The organism is Mycolicibacter engbaekii (assembly GCF_002101585.1).
Lineage (GTDB): Bacteria > Actinomycetota > Actinomycetes > Mycobacteriales > Mycobacteriaceae > Mycobacterium > Mycobacterium engbaekii.
Genome location: NZ_LQOT01000041.1, coordinates 98442 through 114879 on the forward strand (window position 1 = coordinate 98442; position 16438 = coordinate 114879).

Consider the following 16438-nt stretch of genomic DNA (forward strand, 5'->3'; position numbering starts at 1 on the left):
CACCACCATGCCTACGTGGACTGAGAAGCGCCTGTGACGGCTGTGGCCGAAGCGGGTGCCGCGGAGGTGGGACCGCCGGGCAGCACCATCCGAAACGACGTGCCGGGCGGCTTGCCCCCGGGGATGGTCTCTCCGATGGTGATCGCCCCGCCGTGTTTGAGCACCACCTGCTTGACGATCGCCAGCCCCAGCCCGGATCCGGGCATGGCACGCGCGGAATCCGAGCGGTAGAAGCGCTCGAACACCAACTCCCGCTGGCTCTCCGGAATGCCCGGCCCCTGGTCCGAGACGACCATCTCCACGTGCGTGGGGTCGAGCTGACGCATCCGCAACCCGACGACCCCGCCCGACGGACTCCACTTGGCCGCGTTGTCGAGCAGGTTGAGCACCGCGCGGGACAGGCCCGCGGCATCGCCGTAGACGTACCAGGGCACCACCTGGATATCGAACTCGATGTCGTTGCGGCGCCGCCGGACCCGCTCCATGCTGCGGTCGACGACCTCGGTGAGGTCGACCTGTTCGTTGGCGACCTCACGCTGATCGTCGCGGGTGAGGTCCACCAGATCGCCCACCAGCGTGGACAATTCCTCGATCTGCCCGATTGCGTCGGCACGCAGTTCGGCCATCTCCTCTTCGGGCAGCTGCGGGGCGCCCGGCGCCGCCGAGGCCATCAACAGCTCGACATTGGTGCGCAGGGACGTCAGCGGGGTCTTGAGCTCATGGCCGGCATCGGCGACCAGTCGGGCCTGGCGCTCTCGCGACTCCGCCAGCGCCCGCAGCATCGCGTTGAACGCCTCGGTGAGGCGGGCCAGCTCGTCGCTGCCATACACCGGTATCGGTCGCAGGTCGTCGGTGCGCGCCACGCGTTCGGCCGCCTCGGTCAACCGGCCCACCGGCCGCAGCCCGGCGCGGGTCACCATGCCGCCGGCAATCGCGGCCACCACGACGCCCACGCCGCCGACGACCAGCAGCACCCATCGCAGCTTCATCGTCACCGCCTGGGTGGGTGCCAGGCTCTTGGAGATCAACAAGGTGCTGCCGTTGGGCAGGTGCACGGCCAGCACCCGCTGGCCGGACGCGGTGCGGCGCGACAGGAACAGCTCGCCGCGGATGACGGCCTTCTCCTGCTGGCCCACCGGCAGCCGCTGGCCGGGCTGATTCGCGGTGTAGATCGACCGGCCCGGATTGACCAGCATGGCGTTGACGTCGGAATAGGCGGTGCCCTCGATCGCCTTGCGGGGATCGGCGGCCAGCGAGCCACTGGCGATCAGCATCTCGGCCCGGCTCTGCAGCTGATTGTCGATGTCGTTGTAGAGCGCAGCCGAAATCACGGCGTAGACGGCGACGGCCATCAGCACCACCACCAATGCCACCATCGACATCGCCAGCAGCATTACCCGCCAGCGCAGCGAGAGGGAGGTCTTCTTCGCCTCTTCACCCTGCCGACGGCGGAACGATTGCATCAGGGGGGCGTCTCGCGAAGCACGTAACCCACCCCGCGCACGGTGTAGATCAGCCGCGGCTCCCCTTCGGCTTCGGTCTTACGACGCAGGTACCCGATGTAGACCTCCAGCGCGTTGCCCGAGGTGGGGAAGTCGAAGCCCCACACCTCCTCGAGAATCCGGCTGCGGGTGAGAACCCGGCGCGGATTGGCGATGAGCATCTCCAGCAGGGCGAACTCGGTGCGGGTGAGACTGATCTGGCGGTCCCCCCGGGTGACCTCGCGGGTCACCGGGTCCAGCGTGAGGTCCTCGAACGACATCGCCACCGATTCGCTGAGCTCCTCGGCGGTGGTGCGGCGCAGCAGCGCCCGCATCCGGGCCAGCAGTTCCTCCAGCGCGAACGGCTTGGGCAGGTAGTCGTCGGCCCCGGCATCCAGGCCGGCGACGCGCTCGGAGACCGAGTCGCGGGCCGTCAGGACCAGGATCGGCAGGTCATCACCGGTGCTCCGCAGCTGACGGCAGACCTCCAGGCCGTCCAGCCGCGGCATCATGACGTCCAGGATCATCGCGTCCGGACGGTCGTTGGTGATGGCCTCGAGCGCCTCGACCCCATCGGTGGCCAACGAGACGGAGTAACCATTGAACGACAACGACCTGCGTAACGACTCGCGCACAGCGCGGTCGTCATCAACAACCAATACCCGGGTAGCCATGGGTGCTATCCAATCATCCGAGTGGCGATCTGGGGGGCCAGACGCCGGTCGTGTCGGATCCTAATTAGCGGCGATCGAGATCGATGAGACCCAGACGTGCGGCTTTGAGCAGACGGCGCGGCACCTTGTGGGCACGTCCGGCGACGGACACGGTGACCAGGCCGGTTGCCTCAGCCTTCCACTGTGCGCGGCGACTGCGAGTGTTCGCACGCGACATCCTGCGTTTCGGCACGGCCATGGTCGAGCCTCTCCTGTTGTTGGCATAGTGCCGCTCGATTCCAGCGGCGGGACTATCGCAAAGGATAGCCGGTGACCAGCGTCGGCTCCAAAATAGCGAACGCCCCACCACAGCGCGCCACAACATAAGGAGAGCCGTAGCTGCGGAGCGCGGGGGCAGCGCACCTTGACGCGACACCGCCGGTACCGGCTAACCTACCGGTTGGTTGAGGGATGGGATGTGGGGATGACAGCAACCGTTCGCATCGGTAACTGTTCGGGGTTCTACGGCGACCGCCATGCCGCCATGCACGAGATGCTCACCGGCGGTGAACTGGACTATCTCACCGGCGACTACCTGGCCGAACTCACCATGCTGATCCTGGGCCGCGACCGGATGAAGAACCCGCAGCGCGGCTACGCCAAGACCTTCTTGACCCAGCTCGAACAATGCCTGGGACTCGCCCACGATCGGGGCGTCCGCATCGTGACCAACGCCGGCGGGCTCAACCCGGCCGGCCTGGCCGACGCGGTGCGCGAACTGGCCCAGCGGCTGGGCGTCCCGGCCCGGGTCGCCCATGTCGAAGGCGACGACCTGCTGGACCGCGCCGCGGAACTGGGGTTGGGCGCTCCGCTGACGGCGAACGCCTACCTGGGGGCCTGGGGTATCGCCGAGTGCCTGGCCGGCGGCGCCGATGTGGTGATCACCGGCCGTGTCACCGACGCGTCGGTCATCGTCGGACCGGCCGCCGCCCACTTCGGGTGGAGCCGCACGGACTACGACCGGCTGGCCGGGGCCGTGGTGGCCGGCCACGTCATCGAGTGCGGCGTGCAGGCCAGCGGCGGAAACTACGCCTTCTTCACCGAGATCCCCACCGCCCAGATGCTGCACCCGGGGTTCCCGCTCGCCGAGATCAGCCCCGACGGGTCGTCGGTGATCACCAAGCATCCCGGCACCGGCGGGCTGGTCAGCGTCAACACCGTGACCGCGCAACTGCTCTACGAAGTCACCGGTGCCCGCTACGCCAACCCCGACGTCACCGTGCGCATGGACTCCGTCGAGCTGGCCGCCGACGGTCCGGACCGGGTGCGGATCTCCGGCGTGACCGGCGAGGCGCCGCCACCGACCTACAAGGTGTCGCTGAACTCGATCGGTGGGTTCCGCAACTCCACCAGCTTCGTGCTGACCGGCCTGGACATCGAGGCCAAAGCCGACCTGGTGCGCACCCAGCTGGAGGCGGCCCTGACCGTCCGGCCGGCCGAGCTGGAGTGGACGTTGTCGCGCACCGACCATCCCGACGCCGACACCGAGGAGACCGCCAGTGCCCTGCTGCACTGTGTGGTGCGCGATCCCGACCCCGCCAAGGTGGGCCGCGCGTTCTCGGCTGCCGGGGTGGAGCTCGCCCTGGCCAGCTACCCCGGGTTCTGCGCCACTGCCCCGCCCGGCGACGGTCAGGTGTACGGGGTGTTCACGCCCGGCTATGTCGACGCCGCGCAGGTGCCGCACGTCGCCGTGCACGCTGACGGCACCCGCGTCGACATCCCGGCCGCCTCGCAGAACGGCGAAGAGACGCGTGAACTGGCCCCCGTCGCCGAACCGGAGCTGCCCGAGCCGCTACCGGCCGGCCCGAGCCGGCGCGCCCCGTTGGGTTCGATCGCCGGCGCCCGCAGCGGCGACAAGGGCGGCTCGGCCAACGTGGGACTCTGGGTGCGCAGCGAGGAGCAGTGGCGCTGGCTGGCCCACACCATGACCGTGGAGAAACTGCGCGAACTGCTGCCCGAGACCGCGGCGCTGCCGGTCAGCCGCCACCTGCTGCCCAAGCTGCGGGCGGTGAACTTCATGATCGACGGCATCCTGGGGCAAGGAGTGGCCTACCAGGCCCGATTCGACCCGCAGGCCAAGGGGCTGGGCGAATGGTTGCGCAGCCGGCATCTGGAGATCCCCGAGCAGCTGCTCTGAGAAGGGAACATATGAGTATCTGGACCACCCCCGAGCGCCAGGCGCTGCGCGACACCGTGCGCGGATTCGTCGACCGGGAGATCCTGCCCAACGTCGAGGAGTGGGAACGCACCGGCGACCTGCCCCGCGAACTGCACCGCAAGGCCGCCGACATCGGCCTGCTGGGTGCGGGCTATCCCGAGGAAGTCGGCGGCAGCGGCGGCGACAGCGCCGACGCGCTGACCGTGTGCGAGGAGATGCACGCCGCCGGAGCCCCCGGCGGCGTGTTCGCCTCCCTGTTCACCTGCGGTATCGCGGTGCCGCACATGATCGCCTCGGGCGATGCCCGGCTGATCGAGGAGTACGTCCGCCCGACGCTGGCCGGCGAGAAGATCGGTTCGCTGGCCATCACCGAACCCGGCGGCGGTTCGGACGTCGGGCACCTGCGCACCACGGCGCGGCGGGAGGGCGATCACTACGTGGTCAACGGCGCCAAAACCTTCATCACCTCCGCGGTGCGCGCCGACTACGTCGTCACCGCGGTGCGCACCGGCGGACCGGGAGCGGGCGGCGTCTCGCTGCTGGTGGTCGAGCGGGGCACGCCCGGGTTCGAGGTGTCGCGCAAACTGGACAAGATGGGCTGGCGCTCCTCGGACACCGCCGAGCTGTCCTACGTCGACGCCCAGGTGCCGGCGGCGAACCTGGTCGGTGTCGAGAACACCGGCTTCGTCCAGATCGCCGGCGCCTTCGTCTCCGAGCGGGTGGCGCTGGCCGCACAGGCGTATGCCAGCGCACAGCGCTGCCTGGACCTGACCGTGGCCTGGTGCCGCGACCGGGAGACGTTCGGCCGGCCGCTGATCTCGCGGCAGGCCGTGCAGAACACCCTGGCCGAGATGGCCCGCCGTATCGATGTGGCCCGGGTCTACACCCGCCACGTGGTCGAGCGTCAGCTGGCCGGGGACTACAACCTGATCGCCGAGGTGTGCTTCGCCAAGAACACCGCGGTGGAGGCCGGTGAGTGGGTGGCCCACCAGGCGGTGCAGCTGTTCGGCGGGATGGGCTATATGGCCGAATCCGAGGTCGAGCGCCAGTACCGCGACATGCGGATCATTGGAATCGGTGGTGGAACTACCGAGATCCTGACCTCGCTGGCCGCCAAGACGCTTGGATATCAGGCATGATCACCGCTGCTGCGCACCGCCTCGCCGCGCGCCACCGCGCACGGCCGGGCGTCCTACGTCAGGCCCGGCTATGACGGTTCTGACCTCCACCCTCGATCCGGCCTCACCCGCCTACGCCGAGGCCGCCTCGGCACTGACCGACAAGCTCGCCGAGCTCGATGCCGAACTGGCCAAGGCCCTGGCCGGGGGCGGCCCCAAATACGTCGAGCGCCACCACGCCCGCGGCAAGCTCACCGCGCGCGAGCGCATCGAGGCGCTGGTGGACCCCGACTCGCCCTTCCTGGAACTGTGTCCGCTGGCCGCCTGGGGCAGCGAGTTCCAGGTCGGCGCCAGTGTGGTGATCGGGATCGGCGCGGTCAGCGGCGTCGAGTGCATGATCGTCTCCAACGACGCGACGGTCAAAGGCGGCACGTCCAATCCGTGGACTCTGCGAAAAATCCTGCGGGCCAACCAGATCGCCCTGGAGAACCGGCTCCCGCTGATCTCGCTGGTGGAATCCGGCGGAGCCGACCTGCCGACGCAGAAGGAAGTGTTCATTCCCGGCGGGCAGATGTTCCGCGACCTGACCCGCCTCTCGGCGGCCGGCATCCCGACCATCGCGCTGGTATTCGGCAACTCCACCGCCGGCGGCGCCTACGTGCCGGGCATGTCCGATCACGTGGTGATGATCCGGGAACGCTCGAAGGTGTTCCTCGCCGGTCCCCCGCTGGTGAAGATGGCCACCGGCGAGGAGTCCGACGACGAGTCACTCGGTGGCGCCGAGATGCATTCGCGCACCTCGGGACTGGGCGACTACCTCGCCAACGATGAGCTCGACGCGCTGCGGATCGGGCGGCGGATCGTGGCGCGGCTGAACTGGGTCAAGAAGGGCCCGAAGCCGGCCGCGGTGCTCGAACCCCGCTACGCCGCCGAGGAATTGATCGGCATCGTGCCCGCCGATCTGCGCATCCCCTTCGATCCGCGCGAAGTGATCGCCCGGATCGTCGACGACTCGGACTTCGACGAGTTCAAGGCGCTCTACGGTTCGTCGCTGGTCACCGGCTGGGCCCGCCTGCACGGCTACCCGGTGGGCATTCTGGCCAACGCCCGCGGTGTGCTGTTCAGCGAGGAGGCCCAGAAGGCCACCCAGTTCATCCAGTTGGCCAACCGCTCGAACACGCCACTGCTGTTCTTGCACAACACCACCGGGTACATGGTCGGCAAGGCCTACGAAGAGGGCGGCATGATCAAGCACGGCTCGATGATGATCAACGCCGTGTCCAACTCGACGGTGCCGCACATCTCGCTGCTGATCGGCGCTTCCTACGGCGCCGGGCACTACGGCATGTGCGGGCGGGCCTACGATCCGCGTTTCCTGTTCGCCTGGCCGAGCGCCAAGGCCGCGGTGATGGGCGGGACGCAGCTCGCCGGCGTCATCTCGATCGTCAGCCGCGCCGCCGCCGAGGCCCGCGGCCAGCAGGTGGACGAGGCCGCCGACGCCGCGCTGCGCGCCGCGATCGAAGCACAGATCGAGGCCGAGTCGCTGCCGACCTTCCTGTCCGGACGGCTCTACGACGACGGGGTGATCGACCCCCGCGACACCCGGACCGTTCTGGGAATGTGTTTGTCCGCCATCGCCAATGGCCCGGTCGAGGGGACGTCGAACTTCGGCGTCTTCCGGATGTGAGGACTCGGATGATCAGCACTGTTCTGGTGGCCAATCGCGGCGAGATCGCCCGCCGGGTGTTCGCCACGTGCCGCCGGCTGGGCCTGGGCACGGTCGCGGTCTACACCGACCCCGACGCGGGCATGCCACACGTGGCCGAAGCCGACGCCCGGGTGCGCCTGCCGGAGACCACCAGCTACCTGTCCGCCGAGGCGATCATCGGCGCTGCCCGGGCCTCGGGCGCCGACGCCATCCATCCCGGTTACGGATTCCTCTCGGAGAACGCCGAGTTCGCCGCAGCGGTCGAAGCGGCCGGGCTGACCTGGATCGGGCCGCCGGTCACCGCGGTCACCTCCATGGGCTCCAAGATCGAGGCGAAGAAGATGATGGCCGCCGCCGGCGTGCCGGTCCTCGAAGAGCTCGACCCCGCCACGGTCACCGCCGAGCAGCTGCCCGTGCTGGTGAAAGCCTCGGCGGGCGGCGGCGGCCGCGGCATGCGGGTGGTCGGCGACTTGTCGGCGCTCGCCGCCGAAGTGGCCGCGGCCCAGCGGGAAGCCGCCTCGGCGTTCGGCGACCCGACGGTGTTCTGCGAACGCTATCTGCCGACCGGGCATCACATCGAGGTCCAGGTGATGGCCGATGCCTACGGCACGGTGTGGGCGGTGGGCGAGCGGGAATGCTCGATTCAGCGCCGCCACCAGAAGGTCATCGAGGAGGCGCCGTCGCCGTTGGTGGAGCGCACACCCGGGATGCGCACCAGGCTGTTCGAGGCCGCCCGGCTGGCGGCGAGCGCGATCGGCTACACCGGCGCCGGCACAGTGGAGTTCCTGGCCGATGAGCACGGCGAGTTCTACTTCCTGGAGATGAACACCCGGCTGCAGGTGGAGCATCCGGTCACCGAGGAGACCACCGGCGTCGACCTCGTCGAGCTGCAGATCGCGGTGGCCGACGGGGCCCGGCTCGACCCCGCGCCGCCGCCCGCACAGGGACATTCCATCGAGGCGCGCCTGTATGCCGAGGACCCCGCGCAGGGCTGGCAGCCGCAGGCCGGGACGGTGCACGCCCTGGAGGTCGCCGGGGTTGGCGCACAGTTCGAGTCGTTGTCCCGGCGGACCGGTGTGCGGCTGGACTCCGGCATCGTCGACGGCTCGACGGTCTCCATTCACTACGACCCGATGCTGGCCAAGGTGATCAGCTACGCCCCGACGCGCCGTCAGGCGGCCGCCGTGCTCGCCGGGTCGCTGGCACGCACCCGCCTGCACGGCCTGCGCACCAACCGGGACCTGCTGGTCAACGTGTTGCGCCATCCGGCGTTCCTCGACGGCGCCACCGACACCGCGTTCTTCGACACCCACGGGCTGACGGAGTTGTCCGCGCCGCTGGCCGACGCCGCCACGGTGCGCGCCAGCGCGATCGCCGCGGCGCTGGCCGACGCGGCCCACAATCGAGCCACCGCCGAGGCGTTCGGCTCCCTGCCCAGCGGTTGGCGCAACCTGGCGTCGGCATTCCAGTCCAAGGGCTACACCGACGACTCCGGCACCGAACACCGGATCGAATACCGCTTCACCCGCACCGGGGTGATCGTCGACGACGGCCTCACCGTGGTGTCGGCCACCCCGGACGAGGTGGTTCTGGCCGATCCGGCGGGGGTCGCGCGCACCTTCGCCGTCGCCCGGTACGGCTCGGACATCTACGTCGACTCCCCGGCCGGGGCGGTGCACCTGGTGGCGCTGCCCCGTTTCCCCGATCCCGAGTCGGCGGTCGCCCAGGGATCACTGCTGGCACCCATGCCCGGCAGTGTGATCCGGCTGGGCGCCGCCGCCGGAGACGAGGTGACCGCGGGACAGCCGCTGATCTGGCTGGAGGCGATGAAGATGGAACACACCATCAGCGCACCCTCCGACGGTGTGCTCACGCAGCTCAACGTCCAACCCGGTGACCAGGTGGAGGTCGGCGCCGTGCTGGCCCGTGTCGAAGCGCCGGAAACACGTCTTGAAACATCAGCAGAAGGAGATGCCCCATGAGCGACACCAGCTTCATCGAGAGCGACGAACGGCGCGCGCTGCGCGAGGCGGTCGCCGCGATGGCCCGCAACTACGGCCAGGACTACTACCTGGAGAAGGCCCGCGCCGGCCAGCACACCGACGAACTGTGGAGTGAGGCGGGCAAGCTCGGCTTCATCGGCGTCAACCTGCCCGAGGAGTACGGCGGCGGCGGTGCCGGCATGTACGAGCTGTCGCTGGTCATGGAGGAGATGTCGGCCAATGGCTGCGCACTGCTGATGATGGTGGTCTCCCCGGCCATCAACGGCACCATCATCTCCAAGTTCGGCACCGACGAGCAGAAGAAGCGCTGGATCCCCGGCATCGCCGACGGCTCGCTGACCATGGCCTTCGCCATCACCGAACCCGACGCCGGCTCGAACTCGCACAAGATCACCACGACCGCGCGCCGCGACGGCTCCGACTGGATCATCAAAGGGCAGAAGACCTTCATCTCGGGCATCGACCAGGCGCAGGCCGTGCTGGTCGTCGGCCGCAGCGAAGACGCCAAGACCGGCAATCTGCGGCCCGCACTGTTCGTGATCCCCACCGACACCCCCGGTTTGAGCTGGACTCCCATCGAGATGGAGCTGATCAGCCCCGAGCGCCAGTTCCAGGTGTTCCTCGACGACGTCCGGCTGCCCGCCGATGCGCTGGTGGGCTCCGAGGACGCCGCCATCGCGCAGCTGTTCGCGGGCCTGAACCCGGAGCGCATCATGGGTGCGGCCAGCGCGGTCGGCATGGGCCGCTTCGCGATCGGCAAGGCCGTCGACTACGTCACCACGCGCCAGGTGTGGAAGACCCCGATCGGCGCCCACCAGGGGCTGTCGCACCCGCTGGCTGCGAACCACATCGAGATCCAGCTGGCCAAGCTGATGATGCAGAAGGCGGCGACGCTGTATGACGCCGGCGACGACTTCGGCGCAGCGGAGGCGGCCAACATGGCCAAGTACGCTGCCGGCGAGGCGTCGACGCGGGCGGTCGACCAGGCCGTGCAGTCCCTGGGCGGCAACGGCCTGACCAAGGAGTACGGCATCGCCGCGGCGGTCACCGCGTCCCGGCTGGCCCGCATCGCGCCGGTGAGCCGCGAGATGATCCTCAACTTCGTCGCGCAGACGTCGCTGGGCCTGCCCCGGTCGTACTGATGGACACCCTGGTTACCTACGCGGGGCCGGAAGACACCGGCGACGGGTCGGCCCGTCTGACCCTGGACTCGCCGCACAACCGCAACGCGCTGTCATCGACGTTGGTCGCCCAGCTGCACGCGGGGCTGCGCGATGCCGCGGCGGATCCGAACGTGCGGGTGGTGGTGCTGGGCCACACCGGTAAGACCTTCTGTGCGGGAGCGGATCTGAGCGAGGCCGCCGGCGGCGATCCCGGCGGTTCAGCGAGCCTCGACGGAGGAGAGGGGAAGCTGGAACCGCCGCGTGGGCCCGGCGGTTCAGCGAGCCTCGACGGAGGAGAGGGGAAGCTGGAACCGCCGCGTGGACCCGGCGATCTGGCTGCGGATCGGGCCCGCGAGATGGCGGCGCTGCTGCGCGCGATCGTCGAGTCGCCGCGACCGGTGATCGCGGCGGTGAACGGGCACGTGCGGGCCGGCGGCATGGGCCTGGTCGGTGCCTGCGACCTCGCCGTCGCCGGTCCGGCCAGCACGTTCGCCCTGACCGAGGCCCGGATCGGGGTGGCGCCGTCGATCATCTCGCTGACCCTGCTGCCCAAGCTGGCGCCCCGGGCGGCTGCCCGCTACTACCTGACCGGCGAGAAGTTCGACGCCGCCGAAGCCGCGGCGATCGGACTGATCACCGTGGCCGTGGAGGACCCGGACGGGGTCGATGCCGCCGTCGCGGACCTGGTCGCCAACCTGCGGCTCGGGTCCCCGCAGGGCCTGGCGGCGTCCAAGGCGCTGACCACCGCAGCGGTGCTGGCCGGTTTCGACCGGGATGCGGAGCCGCTGAGCGTGGCCTCGGCCCGGTTGTTCGTCTCCGACGAGGCGCAGGAGGGGATGCTGGCGTTTCTGCAGAAGCGCCCGCCCCGCTGGGCCGGCTAGCACGGTTTGACCGACCCCGCTTGCGGCCGCTGCGGTTCGTCGTAGGCTTTATAGGCGATGAAAAATTCAACCCGGCGCGGCGACGACACCGACGGCACCCCGTCGCGCGCCGCTGACACCGACCGGATCCAGCTGGCGCAGGTGCTCGGCGAGGCCGTCGCGCAGGGCCAACTGCCGATGAGCGAATACGAGGCCCGGCTCGCCAAGGCGTACGCGGCGCAGACCTACGACGAGCTTGACGGCCTACGCGCCGACCTGCCGGGCTCCTCGGTGTGCCCGCACCGCGGCGGTGACTGCAAACCCGCTCCCTCCACGCTGCTGCTGGGAATCTTGAGTTCCTTCGAACGGCGCGGCCGGTGGAACGTGCCCAAGCGGCTGACCACCTTCTCGCTGTGGGGCGGCGGGGTCATCGACCTGCGCTACGCCGACTTCACCTCGCCGGAAGTCGAGATCAACGCCTACTCCATCATGGGCGGGCAGACCATCCTGCTGCCGCCCGAGGTCAACGTCGACATCCACGGGTATGGGGTGATGGGCGGTTTCGACCAGCGCGTCGAGGGCACCGGCAGCCCCGGCGCCCCGCGGGTCAAGGTTCGCGGGTTCTCCCTGTGGGGCGGCGTCGGCATCCGGCGCAAGAACCGCAAGCCGCGCGGCTGACGTCCCAGCGCAGCCGCCGCGGGCCCAGCGGCCGGTGCGGGCATACTTCGACATCCGCGCCGCAACAGGCGCACACTTTCACTATGCAAGCACGTGACGTCACCGCTGCGCTGATTGCCTGATCGTGGCCGCGCGCCCTGAGTCCGGACCGCGGCGCCGCCTGACCGGCATCTCCGACCTGCGCGCGTTCTTCCACACCAACACCGCGCCGCTGTACTTCATCTCCCCGACGCCGTTCAACCTGCTGGGCATCGACCGCTGGGTGCGGAACTTCTTCTATCTGACCTACTTCGACTCGTTCGAAGGCGCCCATTCGCGCGTGTTCGTTCCCCGGCGCCGCGATCGCGTCGATTTCGACTCCATGGGCGATGTGTGCAACCACCTGCTGCGCGACCCCGAGACGCTGGACTTCATCGCGGGCAGGGGCCCCGGCGGGCGGGCCTGCTTCGTGATGCTCGACGAGGAGACTCAAGCCCTGACACACCAGGCCGGACTCGGCGTCATGCATCCGTCGGCGGAACTGCGCCATCGCCTTGGTTCCAAGATCATCATGACGCGGCTGGCCGATGAAGCGGGCGTGCCCAGTGTGCCCCATGCGATCGGCAGGGTCAGCTCCTATGACGACGTGGCGGCGCTGGCGAAAAGCGCGGACTTGGGCGAGGACCTCGTGATCGAGGCGGCCTATGGCAACGCCGGCAGCGCCACATTCTTCGTGCGCGGCCGCGCCGACTGGGACCGCAGCGCGGGCGGGTTGCGCGAACAGGAAGTCAAAGTGATGAAGCGCATCCGCAACGTCGAGATCTGCATCGAGGGCGCCGTGACCCGCCACGGCACCGTGATCGGCCCGGCGATGACCAGCCTCGTCGGCTATCCGGAACTGACACCCAACCGGGGCAGCTGGTGCGGCAATGACATCTGGCGCGAGGCGCTGCCCGCCGCCCAGAAGCACACCGCCCGCGAGATGGTGCACAAACTGGGCGGCGTTTTGAGCCGCGAAGGCTACCGCGGATCCTTCGAGGTGGACCTGCTGCACGATCTGGACGCCGACCAGCTCTACCTCGGCGAAGTCAATCCGCGGCTGTCCGGCGCGAGCCCGATGACGAACATGACCACCGAGGCCTACGCCGACATCCCGCTCTTCTTGTTCCACCTGCTCGAATACATGGACGTGGACTACGAGGTCGACATCGACGAGCTCAACGCACGCTGGGAGCGCGGCTTCGGCGACGACGAGGTCTGGGGCCAGATGATCATCACCGAGACCGCACCCGAGGTCGAACTGTTCACCGCGACCCCGCGCACCGGGGTGTGGCGCCTCGACGACGAGGGCCGCGCCAGCTTCGCCCGCCAGGGCAATGACTGGGCCACGCTGCTCGACGAATCCGAGGCCTTCTATATGCGTGTCGCGGCTCCCGGCGACCTTCGCTGCCAGGGCGCTCAACTGGGCGTGCTCGTCACCCGCGGTCACCTGCAGACCGCGGACTACCAGCTCACCGAACGCTGCCGACGCTGGGTCAACGGGATCAAGGCGCGATTCAGCTCGACTCCCCTGACCCCGGCCACGCCCATCGTCGCCCGGCTCGTCGCGCGGGCGTGAGCGCCGGCGCCGCGGGCCGCATCCCGGCCGGAATCTCCCTGGACAACTGGTTGTCGGAGCCTTACTCGCGGTGGTCGTTTCAGCATGTCGAGGATTTCGTTGCGACCGCGCTCATTTCACGCGGCACGGGTCCCGTCGCGGTACTGCCCGCCGCCGGCGCCGAGCTGTCCGCGACCCCGGTGACCGCCACCGACGGGTCGCGCACCACGGTCGGCGCGATCATGGCCGCCACCGCGACCGACGGGTGGGCGGTTGCCCACCGCGGCACGCTGGTGACCGAGGCCTACCTGGGCACCCTCGGGACGCACACCCGGCACTTGCTGTTCTCGGTCAGCAAATCGCTGGTGGCCGCCGTCGTGGGCGCGTTACACGAAGAGATCGACCTCGACGCCGTGGTCACCACCTATGTCCCCGCCCTGGCCGACTGCGGGTACGCCGGCGCGACGGTGCGCCACCTGCTGGACATGCGTTCGGGAATCGCCTTCTCCGACAACTACCTTCACCCGACCGCCGAGATACATCTGCTCGACGAGGCCCTCGGGTGGGCACCCAGGAGCCGGGCGGGCGGTCCGGGCACACTGCGGGAGTTCCTGCTGACGCTGCGGCAGAAGTCGGCGCACGGCGGTCCGTTCGAATATCGGTCGTGTGAAACAGATGTGCTCGGCTGGGTGTGTGAGGCGATCGCCGGGCAGCGGATGCCCGAGCTGATGTCGGAGCTGCTGTGGGGCAGGCTGGGTGCGCAACAGGACGCCACCATCGGGGTGGACGCCGCCGGCACCGGACTGTTCGACGGCGGCATCAGCGCGTGCCTTACCGATCTGATCCGGTTCGGGATGCTGTTTGTGCGCGAGGGTGTTGCGTTGACCGGTCACCAGGTGGTGCCGGCGGCGTGGATCGCCGACACACTCGCCGGCGGGCCGGATTCGCGCCAGGCGTTCGCGGCCAGCCCGGACGACACCGGAATGCCCGGCGGGATGTACCGCAATCAGGTGTGGTTTCCCCACCCCGGCAACAATGTGGTGCTCTGCCAGGGCATGTGCGGCCAGATGATCTACGTCGATCGCGCTGCGGAGATGATCGCCGCCAAGTTGTCCAGCCAGTCGTTCGCGGCGGACTCGCGCATGCTGTCGGACACGCTGCGGGCCTTCGCCGCGATCGCGCGCGAACTCGCGGCCTGACCGGATCCCCGCGGCTGTCGGCCCCTAGCCGCGGAACAGGGCCGGGTCGTCGAGTCGGCCCAACAGCGCGACCAGTTGGTCCACCAGTTGTTCGGGTGCCAGGATCACCTCACCGGCCAGCCACGCGCTGATCGTCTGGCCCACTCCGCCCACCATGAAATGCGCGGCCGCCTTGAGCCGGTCGTTGCCCGGCACCCGCAGGACGTTTTGGACGTGGCGTCCGGACAACATGGCGAACAGCGCGCTGGACTCGGCGCGCTTGCGCACCAACAGCGCGTTGGCGAGCTTGGCGCTGAACAGCATCCTGCCGATGCGGGCGTCGCTGGCGATGACCGCGACCAGGTGGGCGATGCCCGCCCGCGTCTGCTCGGCCAGGGGCACCGCGGCCACCGCGGCCTGGGTGCTGGCAGCCAAGTCCCCCACCACCCAATCGAACACGGCGGCCACGAACTCGTCCTTGTCGGCGAAGCTCTCGTAGAAATACCGCGACGCCACCCCGGCCCGATGACAGATCCCGCGCACGGTCAACTCGGTCGACTCACGAGCCCCCAGCAGGTCGAGCCCGGCCTTGAGCAGGCGTTCCCGGCGCTCGGCCAGCCGGTCCGCGGCCTGCACTCCCCGGTAGGGGCGCTCGGGCACGGCGGAAACCACGTTCACCATCTTGACACCGGGTACCCGGCTTGGGCAATATCAGGAAACTCACGTTCTCACAATTAGCGAGGTGCAGGGATGACGATCAGCGAACCGATTCCGTTGGTGGAGCGTTCGGTGAACGATTCGCTGAGCACGCACCCCACTCCCCGACGGCGTTCGTGGCTGCCGAAGATCTCCTGCGAAGACAACGGGATGATGGGCGTGGCGTTGCTGGCCGGGCCGGCCAACGTCATCATGCAGCTCGCGAACCCCGCCGTGGGTTACGGCGTGATGGAGAGCCCGGTGGAGAGCGGCCGGGTGGACCGGCATCCCATCAAACGGGCCCGGACCACGTTCACCTATCTGGTGGTCTCCACCCAGGGCACCGAGGTTCAAAAGGCCGCGTTCCGCGAGGCGGTCAACAGCGCCCATCGCCAGGTCCGTTCCACCAAGGACAGCCCGGTCAAATACAACGCGTTCGACCGCGATCTGCAACTGTGGGTGGGCGCGTGCCTGTACAAGGGCAACGTCGACGTGCACCGCATCTTCCTCGGCGAGATGGACGACGAGCACGCCGACCGGCATTACCACAACGAGGGCAAGGCCATGGCCACCATGCTGCAGGTGCCCGAGGACATGTGGCCCGCCGACCGAGCCGCCTTCGACCGGTACTGGCAAGAGCAACTGGACAAGCTGCACATCGATGACGCCGTCCGCGCATACCTGATGCCGCTCGTGCAGGGCCGGCTGCGGGGTCTGACCCTGCCCGGCCCCTTGCACAACGTCAACGAACGGATCGCCACGCTGATCACCACCGGCTTCCTGCCGCAGCGCTTCCGCGACGAGATGCAGTTGCCGTGGGACGCCGACAAGCAGCGTCGGTTCGACCGGTTGATGGGCGGGCTTCGCTCGGTCAACACTGTGCTGCCGCAGTTCCTGCGGGGGTTCCCGTTCAACCTGATCCTGTGGGACCTTGACCGGCGCATCCGCGCCGGGCGCCCGCTGGTGTGACCCAGGGGTAGTTCCGGGGGCTCTAGGGCGGCCCGGCCCGGTGCCGAAACAGGGATTTCCCTTGCACCGATGGCACAGCGGGAGCGCCGTCAGCATCCCCGCGCGCCAAGGTGAATTGACGGCTCCGGGCCCGTCGG

Annotated in this window: 14 protein-coding genes; 10 read left to right on the forward strand and 4 right to left on the reverse strand. The window is 69.3% G+C overall.

Annotated features, from left to right (window positions below; all coding sequences use genetic code 11):
• Positions 1-11: 11 nt before the first annotated feature.
• From AWC02_RS12450 to rpmF, 3 genes are all read right to left on the reverse strand, one after another.
• Positions 12-1463 (reverse strand): HAMP domain-containing sensor histidine kinase, encoded by a 1452-nt coding sequence (locus AWC02_RS12450; RefSeq protein WP_085129063.1) that lies wholly within the window; start codon positions 1461-1463, stop codon positions 12-14.
• Positions 1463-2155, reverse strand: coding sequence for a response regulator transcription factor (locus tag AWC02_RS12455; protein WP_085129064.1), 693 nt, complete (start codon positions 2153-2155; stop codon positions 1463-1465). Before AWC02_RS12455 ends, AWC02_RS12450 begins: the two co-directional genes overlap by 1 nt.
• Before the next feature lie 64 nt (positions 2156-2219).
• A complete protein-coding gene (rpmF, locus tag AWC02_RS12460) occupies positions 2220-2393 on the reverse strand; it encodes a 50S ribosomal protein L32 (RefSeq protein WP_046320862.1) in 174 nt (57 codons plus the stop codon).
• A gap of 225 nt (positions 2394-2618) precedes the next feature.
• Between rpmF and AWC02_RS12465 the strand changes: the two genes are divergently transcribed.
• The 9 genes from AWC02_RS12465 (at position 2619) to AWC02_RS12505 (ending at position 14657) form a co-directional block, all read left to right on the forward strand.
• Positions 2619-4331 (forward strand): acyclic terpene utilization AtuA family protein, encoded by a 1713-nt coding sequence (locus AWC02_RS12465; RefSeq protein ID WP_085129065.1) that lies wholly within the window; start codon positions 2619-2621, stop codon positions 4329-4331.
• 11 nt (positions 4332-4342) lie between these two features.
• Positions 4343-5491 (forward strand): acyl-CoA dehydrogenase family protein, encoded by a 1149-nt coding sequence (locus AWC02_RS12470; RefSeq protein WP_085129066.1) that lies wholly within the window; start codon positions 4343-4345, stop codon positions 5489-5491.
• A 70-nt stretch (positions 5492-5561) separates the two neighbouring features.
• Positions 5562-7157 carry an acyl-CoA carboxylase subunit beta gene (locus tag AWC02_RS12475; protein ID WP_085129067.1) on the forward strand — a complete coding sequence of 532 codons (1596 nt, stop codon included), beginning with the start codon at positions 5562-5564 and terminating at the stop codon, positions 7155-7157.
• A gap of 8 nt (positions 7158-7165) precedes the next feature.
• Positions 7166-9160 (forward strand): ATP-binding protein, encoded by a 1995-nt coding sequence (locus AWC02_RS12480; protein ID WP_085129068.1) that lies wholly within the window; start codon positions 7166-7168, stop codon positions 9158-9160.
• Positions 9157-10323, forward strand: coding sequence for an acyl-CoA dehydrogenase family protein (locus tag AWC02_RS12485; RefSeq protein WP_085129069.1), 1167 nt, complete (start codon positions 9157-9159; stop codon positions 10321-10323). Before AWC02_RS12480 ends, AWC02_RS12485 begins: the two co-directional genes overlap by 4 nt.
• Entirely contained in the window at positions 10323-11225 is a 903-nt protein-coding gene (locus AWC02_RS12490; RefSeq protein ID WP_085129070.1) for an enoyl-CoA hydratase family protein, read from the forward strand. The genes AWC02_RS12485 and AWC02_RS12490 overlap by 1 nt, the downstream gene beginning before the upstream one ends.
• Before the next feature lie 57 nt (positions 11226-11282).
• Positions 11283-11882 carry a DUF1707 SHOCT-like domain-containing protein gene (locus AWC02_RS12495; RefSeq protein ID WP_085129071.1) on the forward strand — a complete coding sequence of 200 codons (600 nt, stop codon included), beginning with the start codon at positions 11283-11285 and terminating at the stop codon, positions 11880-11882.
• 118 nt (positions 11883-12000) lie between these two features.
• Complete coding sequence (locus AWC02_RS12500) at positions 12001-13479, forward strand: biotin carboxylase (protein WP_109560989.1); 1479 nt, start codon at positions 12001-12003, stop codon at positions 13477-13479.
• Positions 13476-14657 (forward strand): serine hydrolase domain-containing protein, encoded by a 1182-nt coding sequence (locus AWC02_RS12505; RefSeq protein WP_237160447.1) that lies wholly within the window; start codon positions 13476-13478, stop codon positions 14655-14657. Before AWC02_RS12500 ends, AWC02_RS12505 begins: the two co-directional genes overlap by 4 nt.
• Positions 14658-14681: 24 nt before the next feature.
• Here AWC02_RS12505 and AWC02_RS12510 read toward each other — a convergent pair whose 3' ends face one another.
• Positions 14682-15317, reverse strand: a complete 636-nt coding sequence (locus AWC02_RS12510) for a TetR/AcrR family transcriptional regulator (RefSeq protein ID WP_085129073.1) — start codon at positions 15315-15317, stop codon at positions 14682-14684.
• 69 nt (positions 15318-15386) lie between these two features.
• Here AWC02_RS12510 and AWC02_RS12515 point away from each other — a divergent pair, with 69 nt between their 5' ends.
• Positions 15387-16301: an oxygenase MpaB family protein gene (locus AWC02_RS12515; RefSeq protein ID WP_085129074.1), complete on the forward strand. Its 915-nt coding sequence runs from the start codon at positions 15387-15389 to the stop codon at positions 16299-16301.
• The last annotated feature ends 137 nt before the right edge of the window (positions 16302-16438 follow it).